We start from the raw sequence: 10,563 nt of genomic DNA, 5'->3' as shown, positions 1-10,563 counted from the left end.
CTCCGCGGCACCCCCGCCGAATAGCCCCACCCCGCCGGGCCCTTGCACGGTGCCTCAAGTCGGTGCCGCCCTTGGGGGAGTGGGAAGTCGGTGTCGTCGACTTCCCACTCCGGGCCCACGTCCGTGGAACTGGGCTCAACACGTGGGCCCCCGATCGGGAAGCCGATCGGGGGCCGATACCGAGCTCTCCCACCCGCATGCCTACGACGGAGGACCGTTGGGGGAGGGCGGGCGAAATGGCCGACGGGTTCTCGGCCCGCATCGTGCCGTCCCGTTCGCTAGGTGGTGGCCGGGTTCCACCTCGCAGGTCGGTTCGAGCCTGGGAAGTGGGAAGTCGGCTCCGTCGACTTCCCACTCCGGATACACGAGGGCCCCGGCCGGGAGTCCGGTCGGGGCTCACGGTGAGATCGGGTCAGACGGCGCCGAACTCGCCCATCCGTACGCCGGCGACGAAGGACTGCCAGGCGTCGGCTGGGAAGAGGAGTGCGGGGCCCGTCGGGTCCTTCGAGTCACGGACTGGAACGAGGCCGGGGAGGTCGCCGGTCACCTCCACGCACGAGCCCCCGTTGTTGCTGTGGGACGACTTGAACCAGGCGGCGTCGGACAGGTCTACGGGGCTGTCCATCACGTTCCTCTCACGTCTGACGGATCATCTCCGGAGGGTCAGCCTTCGGCAGTGCTTCCACTGTGAGCTGATGGCGGCCCTCTTCGCAAGGGTCGGATGCTTCTCTCGGTCGGTCGTGGAATCCGCACTTTGACTGGGACGATCAAGTAGCGAGTGGGTCCGCCATTGGCCGGGCCACGTTGCCGTGGCCCGGCTTGTGGCCACCGGACTTGAGCGGCTGCACGGCCTGGACCGGTGAACGCCGAAGTCCTGGTGCCCCACCGACCACCACGGTCGGTGGGGCACCAGGACTTCGGCGCGTTCTGCTACGGGCCCTCGATGCCGATGACGGTGCCGAACGGGTCACGCAGCTGGGCGATCCTGCGTCCGGGCTCGACGGTCAGCGGGCCCCGGTGGTGTTCACAGCCAGCCGCCAGCAGCCGCTCCTGGACCTGGTCGACATCGTCCACGCCCCAGTACACGACCGGGCTGCCGCCACGGGGGTTCCGCTCGTCGTCCACCGGGTGGAAGCCGACCTCGACCCCGCCGATCTCCACCCAGGCGTAGACCGCCCCGGTGTCACTCACGTCCGTCTTCACGGGGACGTCGAGGAGCTAACCCCACCACCGGGCCGACGCCTCGGGATTCACGGCGAAGGTCATCACAGTACGCACGCTGTTGAACACGTCCCACCTCGACAGGGGTGCCTCGGGAGTTCCGGATCCTGATTCCTGCGCATTGTGGCCGGGATCACGCCCAGGGGAAGACCCGCGGACCCGCGCGCCGTCCAACCAGGTGTGGGACCTGTACGGGCGGCAGTGCTGCCGCAGGAACCGGACGGGGGCAACGGCTCCGCCATGGTCGGGTTCAGTGTGACCGACAACCGCCCCACGCACCGAGACCGGGTCGTACACCGTCCCGGACGGCAAGTTCGGAGAGGACCGCGATCTCCTCGCGTCGAAGACCGGGAGTACGGCGTGTCCCCGCAGGCATCACGTAGTCCTCGGGGCGCACCAGCGCGCGGCGGGCCCGCAGGAAGTCGCTCAGCCGGTTCGTCTGCATGGCCACCACCGTAGGGCTGCGCGGCACGGAGAAGGTGGTCCTGCCGCACCCACCCGGCCGACGCCGGTCCACGGGCGCCGCAGATCGAGCCGGGTACGACAGCATCGAGGCCGTCGCTGCCTCCGCCCCACCCGACGGCCGGCCTTCGGGCTCCTGGGCGAGGACAGCGCGTCGGGCGTGGGAAGTCGGCCCCGTCGACTTCCCACTCCGGACCCACGGCGCCCGTGGCCGGAGTGCGGCCCCGTCGGGCGGACGTCGCCCCCTCGCGCCGCAACCGCACTGCCTGGGTGCTCCCATGACGCGCACCCGGATGGTGCGGTGGTCCCGGGACACGGCCGGGACCACCGCCTCATGTCACCGTCCGCACGGATTCCTACCGTGGAGGCACGCGTTGAGCGCACGGACGGTGACACCCGACCGGCGCCGCGCAACGCCGGGTCGGCTCGGACGGCCCGGCGGCCCACGGACCGGATTCCTCCCGGCCGACGGGTGACGGAAGCGAGCTCTTGGAGGTTCGTAGATGAGTTGGAACCGATTCACGCTGGCGTCGGCCGACAGCGCCTCGCTGTCGAGCCGGGTGGCCGCGGTCTCCCGGATCGACGGCAGCATGGAGGTCTGGTGGGTCGCCCCCAACGGCTCGGTCCAGGGCGCGTACTGGTACGAGGGGTCGCCGTGGCGGCGCTACGAGCTCGCGCCCGCCGGTAGCGCGTCCGCCAACGGCGGCATCGCCGCCGTCTCGCGTGTCCCCGGAAGCATGGAGGTGTTCTTCGTCGGGGCGAACGGCTCCGTCCAGGACCGTTTCTGGTACGAGGGCAGTACCTGGCAGGGTTTCGAGCTCGCTCCCGCCGGGAGTGCCTCGACGACCGGTGGCATCGCGGCGGTCTCGCGGATTCCGGGCAGTCTGGAGGTCTGGTACGTGGGCGGGAACGGCTCGGTCCAGGACCACTTCTGGTACGAGGGCAGCACCTGGCAGCGGTTCGAGCTCTCGCCCCCCGGCAGCGCGTCCATCACGGCCAGTGTTGCCGCCGTCTCGCGGATCCCGGGCAGTATGGAGGTCTTCTTCGTGGGCGGGAACGGTTCGGTGCAGGACCGTTTCTGGTACGAGGGCAGTACCTGGCAGGGTTTCGAGCTCGCCCCCGCCGGCAGCGCGTCCGTCACCACCGGGCTCGCCGCGGTCTCCCGCGTTCCCGGAAGCATGGAGGTGTGGTTCACCGGTGGGGACGCGTCGATCCAGGACCACTTCTGGTACGACACGTCGAGCAAGAACTTCGACCAGGACGTCACGACCGACATCGCGATCGGCGGCTCGGTGCACGTGGTGATGCGGCAGGACGGCTTCTTCTCGTTCAGCACGCACGCGCACGACAGTGGCTTCGACAACATCGACTACACGATCTCCGCCGCCGTGCTGACGCCGGACGGACACGTGTTCACGTTCCAGCACTCCGGCCACACGGAAGGCACCGTCGCCGGACTGCCCTTCGGTACGCCGGACCGCAACGACGACTTCACGTTCGTCGGGAACAACCCCGAGATCACGGCCCGGTGGGACGGCATCCTCAACGGCACCTTCAAGGCGAGCCTGGACGCCACCGACACCCTCGCGGCCGGAGTGACCGGAGCCCTCGGCGACCTGGTGAAGGCGGTCCTCGCCGCCGCGGGGAAGGCGGCGGCGGACGCGGTCGTCAAGCTCGTCTCCTGACCGGGCCGGTCCCACGCGGGCCGGTCCCACCCCCGGGCTCCGGCCCGGACCGGTCGGCCGGGCGGTCGAAGCCGTGGGGCAGCTGCGGGGGTAGCACGAGGGTGTCCGCCCCGGTCTGTGAACGACCGGGGCGGACACCCTCGCGACCGCACTTCACGTACGCGTCGACGACCTGCTGAGGACTTCGCCCGAACCGGCGCCGGGACCGGGCGGTGCCGAGCCCGGTCGCTGCGGCGGTGTGCGGGACCCGCTCGGCCTCACTGCCGAGGCGCCCGACGGCAATCGGCTAGGCCGGGAGGAAGAAGCCGGTGATGTCGGCGAGGCGCCCGTCCTCGTGGTGGCGGGCGGCGCTGATGCCGGTCGAGGCGGTCCCGTCCTGCCCGTCGAGCTGGGTCCAGCGGGCGAGGGAGCGGTCGTGGTGTTCCAGCACCTCGTCGATGCGGAACCGGTGGCCGGGGAAGGCTCCGGCGAAGCCGGCCATGTAGGCGGCGAGTTCGGTCAGGTTGCCGACCTCGGTCCCGGGGTCGCGGTAGGCGACCTCGTCGACCGCGACCGCGCCGAGGGCGGCGATCCGGTCGGCGGGGTCGGCCGACCAACAGGCGGCGTAGTCGTTCCAGAGCCGCTGGGTGTCACTCATGGTCGTCCTGCTTTCGTGGAGTCCTCAGGGAGCCGATCGACGCCATCGCGCCGTCAGTGACGCTGTGCAGTGTGGTGCGGGGCAGGCCGGCCCGGACGAGCACCAGCAGGCCCTGGTAGAGCGCGAGCAGATGGGCGGCCGTGGCTCCGACGTCGAGGTCCGCCGGCGCGTCGCCGTGCTGCCGGGCGCGGGTCAGCGCGTCGGCGAAGCCGCCTTCGATCGCTGCCAGGCCGTGGTGCACCCCGGCGGCGGCCTGGGGGAGGGCGAAGGACTCGACGGCGGTGTTGGTCAGCAGGCAGCCCGGGTCGGGCTCGGTGCCGGTCTCGATCGCCGAGGTGAAGAACGAGCGGATGCCGGCCAGGGGGTCCGCCGGCTCCAACAGGTGGACCCGGACCCGGCCCCGCACCACCCGCTCGTTGTAGGCGTCCAGTGCGGCGTGGAACAGGCCGTCCTTGTTCCCGAAGGTCCGGTACAGGCTCCCCGGGTGCAGCCCGGTGGCCTCCTCGATGTCCCGCAGCGAGGCGCCGAGGTACCCCCGATGGCGGAAGAGCCGCATGGCCGAGGCCAGCACCTCGTCCTGGTCCCAGAGCTGCCTGCGCCCCATTCCGACCTCCGTAGTTGAACGATTGCTCACAAAAATAGCACGGCCCGGAGGCGATCGGTTCCGAGGCCGGTCGCCACCGACCGGGCCGGCCGCCCGGTCGGCCGCTGCTTCCCGACGGTCCCGGTGTGACCGGGATCACGCCCCAGGGAAAACCCGCAGGCCCGCGCGGCCGTCTACCAGGTGTGAGACGCGCAAGGGCGGCAGCGCCGCCGCAGGAACTGGACGAGGAGCAGCTGCTCCGACGGGTGGCCCGGGGGGACCGGGTCGCCTTCGAGGAGCTGTACCGCCGCACGTCGCCGTGGCTGGCGGTGCGGCTGCGCCGCCGCTGTGCCGACGAGCAGATGGTCGCCGAGGTGATGCAGGAGACCTATCTGGCGGTGTGGCGGGCGGCCGGGTCGTTCGCCGGGAGCGGGGCCGGCGGGTCGGCCGTCGGCTGGTTGTGGACGATCGCGGCCCGCCGTCTGGTCGACGCGTTCCGGCGGCGGGCCCACCATGCGGAGCCGCCGCCGGCGAGGCGCTGCTGGCCACCGTCGGCGGCGACGTCGGGGACGCGCTGGGCCGCCTCGCGCCCGAGCTCAGGGACGTCCTGCGGGCCATGGTGCTCGACGGACTGTCCGTCCGGGAGACGGCCGTCGTCCTCGGACTGCCCGAAGGCACGGTCAAGACCCGCGCCCGCCGGGCCAGGATCGCGATGCGGGAGGCACTGGCATGACCGTGGAACATCCCTCGGCCCGGCTGCTCGCCGACTACCTGGACGACGGCACGCCCGGCGCCGCCCTCGCCGCCGACGAACTGTGGGCCGTGGAAGCCCATTTGGAGACCTGCCCGGCCTGTCGGGACCGGCTGTCGGCCGCCGTCGGCACCGGGGCGCCCGCCGTCGCGGCGCTCACCGCCGCCGTCTGGTCGGAGCTGGAACCGCAGCTGGCCGTGGCCGCCCCGGCGCCCCCGCGCCGCCTCGCGGCCCGGCTGTCCACCTGGACGACGCCCGCGATGACGCCGTGGCTGGCCATGGTGCTGGTCGTCACCGGGCTCGCGCTGCTGCTGGACCGGGCGAACGCCGGGCCGGACGCGGACCGGATCTCCCTGCTGCTGGTGCTCGCCCCCGTCCTGCCGGTCGGCGGTGTCGCGGCCGCCTGGTCGCGCGGCCTGGACCCGGCGTACGAGCTGACCGCCGCCACTCCGCGCGGCGGACTGCCCCTGCTGCTGCGGCGCACCGCCGCCGTGCTCGCCGTGGTGCTCCCCGCGCTGCTGCTCGGCGGGTGGGCGACGGGCGTGACGGCGGCGCAGTGGCTGCTGCCCTGCCTGGCGTTCACCTCGACCACCCTCGCGCTCGGCACGCTGGTCGGGGTGACCAGGGCGGCCGTCGCCGTGGCGGCCGGCTGGCTCGCGGTGGTGGTGGCGCCGACCCTGGCCGCCGGCCGGACCGCCGCCGTCCTGCGGGCCGACGGCCTGCCGGCGTGGGGCGTACTTCTCGCGCTCGGCGTGGCGGTCGTGGCCGCCCGCCGCGGGGCCTGGACCGCGCCGGGCCAGAACCGCTGACCTTCCCCCCCATTCACAGACAGGAGGACGCGCACCATGCGTGCCGTCACCAGGGCCGAACTGGCCCCCACCACCTACGCCCGGGAGATCCGGGCGACCGGACTCCAGGTCAGGGCCGGCCGCAAACGGCTCGCCGTCGACGGGCTCGACCTGTCCCTCGGTACCGGGGTCCACGGCCTGCTCGGCCCCAACGGGGCGGGCAAGACCACCCTCATCCGGGCCCTGGCCACCGTGCTGCGCCCCGCCGGCGGCGAGCTGGAACTGCTCGGCGAGACCGTCCGCGGGCCGGGCGAGTACCGCGCGCTGCGCCGTCGGATCGGCTACCTGCCGCAGGAGTTCGGCTACTACAAGCGGTTCACCGTCCGGGAGTTCGTCGAGTACATGGCCTGGCTGAAGGAGGTGCCGGCGGCGGAGATCCCGGCCGCGACCCAGCGCGCCGTGGAGCGGGTCGGCCTCGCCGACCGCGCCGACGAGCGGATGAAGGCCCTGTCGGGCGGCATGGTGCGGCGCGCGGGCATCGCGCAGGCCATCGTCAACGATCCGGCGGTGCTGCTGCTGGACGAACCGACCGTCGGCCTGGACCCGGCGCAGCGGCTGCGGCTGCGCGAACTGCTCCAGGAGCTGGGCACCGAGGCCTGTGTGGTGGTCTCCACCCACCTGGTCGAGGACGTCGCGGCGGCCTGCACCGATGTGCTGCTGTTCGCCGAGGGCCGGCTGGTCTTCCAGGGCACCCCGGACGCGCTGGCCGAGGCGGGCGGTCCCGAACACCAGGGCGACAGCCCGCTGGAGCGCGGCTACTCGGCCCTGCTGGTCGATCCGGCGCGACGGACGCGGGGTGCCTGGTGAGCGTTCCCCGCCTGCTGAGCCTGTCCGTCCCCTCCTCGGCCCTCCGGCTCCTGCGCACCGAACTGCGCCGCTCCGTCGCCCCGTGGGCGGGCGCGGCGGTCCTGGCGGCCGCGCTCGCGTTCCTGTCCCTCGCCCCCGGGCCGTGGGCCACGGGCACCACCGGCTGGACGGCGCAGTGGACCTCGATGGCCCTGTGGACCCGTCACATGCTGGTCTTCCTGTGGCCGCTCGCCCTCGGGCTCGGCGCGCTCCAGGGGCTGCGCGACCGCCGCTCGCGGACCGCCGAACTGCTGGCCTGCACCCCGAGGCCGGCCCGGCAACGGGCGCTCGCCCAGGCCGGCCCGATCGTCCTCGCGCTCGTCACCGGGTTCGGGCTGCTCCTCCTCGTCGGCGGGGTGCGGGTGCTCGCCGGCGGCACCCGGTACACCCCTGCGGGCTGGCTGCCGATCTCGCTGGTCGCGGCGCTCGCGCTCGCCGCCGGGGCGGTGCTGGGCATGGGCGTCGCGCGCGTCGTGCCCTCCGTGCTCACCCCGCCCGCGCTGGCCGTCGGCGCCTTCCTGCTCACCAGCGTGCTCCGGCCGACCACGGACGCCGCGATCCCGGCCTCCGCCGTGCCCAACCGGCTCTCCCTGCTCTCACCGGTCTCGGCGCCCGTCCGCGACACGCTGCTCACCATCGCCGCCCCGGTGCACCTCGGGCAGGTCCTGTGGCTGCTCGGCGTGGCCGCGACCGGCCTGGCGCTGCTCGCCGCCGCCACCCCGCGCGCCCGGCTGCTCGCCCTCGCCCCGCTGCTGGCGGGCGGCGCGCTCGCGCTGGCGGTGCTTCCGGCCGACCCGAAGGACACCTATGTGGTCGACCGGGCGGCGGCCGCGCCGGTGTGCGAAGGACCGGTGTGCGTGACGGCGCTGCGGCAGTCCCGGCTGGACGAGCTGGCCGGTCCCGGCCGGGAGGCCCTGCGGCTGCTCCACGCCGCCCTCGGCGACCGGGCCCCCGGCACCGTCCGCGAGACCGTGGAGTCGCACGCGCTCGGCGAGGCGCCGGAACGCTCGGCGGACGCCGTGCTGGTCGACTTCGACGATCCGCTGTTCGCCGTCGCCACCGGTGAACGGCTGACCAGGGCCCTGGTCGCGCAGGGCATCGCCCCGAACTGCCGCCCGCGCAGCGACGTCGAGAGCGGCACCCTGGACGACGCCGCCGCCCAGAGCGTCGCCGCGGCCTGGGTGTTCGGCGACCTTCGCCCGCTCGACGGGACGATGCACCGGGAGAGCGACCAGAGCGAGCTGGCCGGCCCGGTCTGGGAGCGGTTCCGCGCCCTGCCGGAGGCGGAGCAGCGGCGCCGGATGGCCGCGCTGCACGAGGCCGCGGTCGGTTGCGCGGACGACGTGCTCGCCACGCTGACGGGGGTGCCGACCCGATGAGGTGGCTGACGCTCTATGCGCGCTCGCGGCAGGTGCCGGCCGCGCTCGCCGCCGTACTGGCTGGCGCCGTGGCGGTGTCCGTGCTCGGCCGGGCCGTCGGTGCGGTGGACGACCCGCGGCTGTCCGTACTGGTCCTCGCGGCCGGGGCGACGGCGCTCGCCGTCGGCTTGGCCGGGCCGGACCTCGGGCTGGACCGCACGGCCGCGATCCGCTGGCCGCCCCGGCGGGCGGCGCACCTGCTCGGCGGCGCCGTGCTCGCGGCCGCGGTGCTGCTGACGGCGCGGGCGGGCGTCGGCCTGTCGACCGACCTCGCCCTGGTCGTCCGCGACAGCGCCGGGCTGACGGGGCTGGCCGCGCTCGGCGCGGCCTGGTGCGGCCGGTCCTGCGCGTGGCTGCCGCCGTTCGCGGCGCTCGCGCTCGCCTTCGTCCTGCCGCCCGGTCCTGGCACTGTCGCCCAGGTGCTGACCTGGCCGATGCTGGCGCCCGGCACACCCGCCGCCACCTGGGCCGCTGTGCGCCGACGGCGTGGGGAAACAGGGTTGCCCTCCGGCGGAAGATCACGTTGGGTGGGCGCCATGACCGATCTGCACACCGACCGTCTCCTGATCCGCCGCTGGCGGGAGTCCGACCTCGAACCCTGGGCGGCGATGAACGCCGACCCGGAGGTCCGCCAGCACCTGGGCGAGCCGCTCAGCCGGGAGCGGAGCGACGAGTCCGTGGCGCGCTTCGAGGCCGCCTTCGACCGGCGCGGCTACGGCTGGTGGGCCGTCGAGGTCCGGGAGACGGGCGAGTTCATCGGCTTCGCCGGACTGGACGACATCGACTACGAGGCGCCGTTCACCGGCGTGGAGATCGGCTGGCGGCTCGCCCGTTCCGCCTGGGGCCACGGTTACGCCACCGAGGCCGCCCGCGCCGTGCTCGCCTTCGGCTTCGACAGCCTGGAGCTCCCCGAGATCCTCGCCGTCACCACCGCGACCAACCTCCGCTCCCAGGCGGTGATGAACCGCCTCGGCATGACCCGCGACCCGGCCGGTGACTTCGACGACCTCGACGCCCCCGAGGGGCCGCTCCGCCCCAACGTCCTCTTCCGTCTGGCCCGGCCCGCCACGTCCTGACCGGCCCGCCGGTCGGGTGACCGGCGGGCCGTGACGGCGCGTCCCCGCGGCGCCGTCGGTAGGAGCCGTCAGTACGACCCCGACTCCAGCTCGGCCACCGCACCCGGCCGGTTCGGCTTCCAGTCGAGCGCGGTGCGGGCGGCGGCGCCGCTGACGCTCTGGTCGAGGGCGAGCGCGTCCGCGAACAGCGGGCCGAAGACCTCGGTGACCTGCGCGGCCGGCACGGCCTTCGGGTCGCCGGTCACACCGGCCACCCGGCCGGCGGCCCGGGCGAGCTCCCGCACCGGGACGGCCGACTCGCCGACACCGTGCCAGACGGTTCCGGCCCCGGCCCGCTCGACCGCCGCCAGGAACAGCTCGGCCAGGTCGTCGACGTGGACGGTCGGCCAGCGCACGCCCTCCTCGCCGTAGTACTCGGGCGCCCTCTGGGTGCGGGCCCGGTCGACCAGGATGGCCGGGATGCCGCCGCCCCGGCCGTAGACGATGCCGGGCCGGACGACGACCGCGCGCACGCCCTCGGCGGCCTCGTCGAGCACCCGCCGCTCGATCCGGGGGCGGTAGCCGACGATGTCGATCGGGTTGGTCGGGGCCTCCTCGCCGACCTCCTGGGCCGCGCCGGTGGCGCCGAGCACCCAGACGCCGCTGGTGTAGACGAAGGGGCGGCCGGTGCCGCGCAGCGGGGTGGCGAGCGCCTCGATCACGGCGGTGTCGACCTCGGCGTCGCCGCTCGGCGGAGCGAGGTGGATGACGGCCTCGATGTCGGGCGTCACCGCGCCGGCCAGCGAGGCCGGGTCGGCGGTGTCGCCGACCAGCTGGGCGTGCCAGCCGCGAGCGGGCTGCGGCTCCGCGCTGCGGGTGAGGGCGACGACCTGGTGGCCGGCGGCGGTGAGGTGCTCGGTAACGGCGGAGCCGATGTAGCCGGTGGCACCGGTGAGCAGGACCTTCATGGTTGTCATCCCCCTGTGTTGGACGCGCCTTGTCGAACATGCTCTGTCGAACGTCTCGAACATGTCGAACATTTCGATGTCGAAACTAT

Annotated in this window: 10 protein-coding genes and 2 pseudogenes; 6 read left to right on the top strand and 6 right to left on the bottom strand. The window is 74.0% G+C overall.

The features are described from left to right. Window positions 1–412: 412 nt before the first annotated feature. The 3 genes and pseudogenes from VR45_RS18335 to VR45_RS44215 form a co-directional block, all read right to left on the bottom strand. Entirely contained in the window at window positions 413–625 is a 213-nt protein-coding gene (locus VR45_RS18335; RefSeq protein WP_045940862.1) for a DUF397 domain-containing protein, read from the bottom strand. Between the two features lie 305 nt (window positions 626–930). Further along, window positions 931–1,191 (bottom strand): VOC family protein, encoded by a 261-nt coding sequence (locus VR45_RS18330; RefSeq protein WP_234326030.1) that lies wholly within the window; start codon window positions 1,189–1,191, stop codon window positions 931–933. 337 nt (window positions 1,192–1,528) lie between these two features. After that, window positions 1,529–1,666 (bottom strand): annotated as a pseudogene (locus VR45_RS44215) (transcriptional regulator); the annotation flags it as partial. A 520-nt stretch (window positions 1,667–2,186) separates the two neighbouring features. On the opposite strand from VR45_RS44215, the gene VR45_RS18325 reads away from it, so the two are divergent. Next, the gene (locus VR45_RS18325; protein ID WP_045940861.1) at window positions 2,187–3,368 is read left to right on the top strand and encodes a hypothetical protein; all 1,182 of its coding nucleotides are present in this window, start codon (window positions 2,187–2,189) and stop codon (window positions 3,366–3,368) included. Between the two features lie 286 nt (window positions 3,369–3,654). Here the strand turns inward: VR45_RS18325 and VR45_RS18320 are convergent, their stop codons facing one another. Both VR45_RS18320 and VR45_RS18315 read right to left on the bottom strand, forming a co-directional pair. Continuing rightward, window positions 3,655–4,005, bottom strand: a complete 351-nt coding sequence (locus VR45_RS18320) for a nuclear transport factor 2 family protein (protein WP_045940860.1) — start codon at window positions 4,003–4,005, stop codon at window positions 3,655–3,657. Then, the gene (locus VR45_RS18315) at window positions 3,998–4,609 is read right to left on the bottom strand and encodes a TetR/AcrR family transcriptional regulator (protein WP_045940859.1); all 612 of its coding nucleotides are present in this window, start codon (window positions 4,607–4,609) and stop codon (window positions 3,998–4,000) included. Before VR45_RS18315 ends, VR45_RS18320 begins: the two co-directional genes overlap by 8 nt. Window positions 4,610–4,854: 245 nt before the next feature. Here VR45_RS18315 and VR45_RS18310 point away from each other — a divergent pair. The 5 genes and pseudogenes from VR45_RS18310 to VR45_RS18290 all read left to right on the top strand — a co-directional run bounded on the left by VR45_RS18310 (window position 4,855) and on the right by VR45_RS18290 (window position 9,527). Continuing rightward, window positions 4,855–5,321: pseudogene (locus VR45_RS18310) on the top strand (RNA polymerase sigma factor). Further along, window positions 5,318–6,148: a zf-HC2 domain-containing protein gene (locus tag VR45_RS18305; RefSeq protein WP_045940858.1), complete on the top strand. Its 831-nt coding sequence runs from the start codon at window positions 5,318–5,320 to the stop codon at window positions 6,146–6,148. The pseudogene VR45_RS18310 and the gene VR45_RS18305 overlap by 4 nt, the downstream one beginning before the upstream one ends. Before the next feature lie 36 nt (window positions 6,149–6,184). Further along, the gene (locus tag VR45_RS18300; RefSeq protein WP_045940857.1) at window positions 6,185–6,994 is read left to right on the top strand and encodes an ATP-binding cassette domain-containing protein; all 810 of its coding nucleotides are present in this window, start codon (window positions 6,185–6,187) and stop codon (window positions 6,992–6,994) included. Further along, window positions 6,991–8,412 (top strand): hypothetical protein, encoded by a 1,422-nt coding sequence (locus VR45_RS18295; RefSeq protein ID WP_234326029.1) that lies wholly within the window; start codon window positions 6,991–6,993, stop codon window positions 8,410–8,412. Before VR45_RS18300 ends, VR45_RS18295 begins: the two co-directional genes overlap by 4 nt. 575 nt (window positions 8,413–8,987) lie before the next feature. Beyond that, complete coding sequence (locus VR45_RS18290; protein WP_045940867.1) at window positions 8,988–9,527, top strand: GNAT family N-acetyltransferase; 540 nt, start codon at window positions 8,988–8,990, stop codon at window positions 9,525–9,527. A gap of 68 nt (window positions 9,528–9,595) precedes the next feature. On the opposite strand, the gene VR45_RS18285 is transcribed toward VR45_RS18290, so the two are convergent. Beyond that, entirely contained in the window at window positions 9,596–10,483 is an 888-nt protein-coding gene (locus VR45_RS18285) for an NAD-dependent epimerase/dehydratase family protein (protein ID WP_234326028.1), read from the bottom strand. Between the last annotated feature and the right edge of the window lie 80 nt (window positions 10,484–10,563).

It is taken from the genome of Streptomyces sp. NRRL S-495 (assembly GCF_000966955.1).
Lineage (GTDB): Bacteria > Actinomycetota > Actinomycetes > Streptomycetales > Streptomycetaceae > Kitasatospora > Kitasatospora purpeofusca.
The sequence above is the reverse complement of the archived record's forward strand: the minus strand, read 5'-3'. Positions and strand labels throughout refer to the sequence as shown.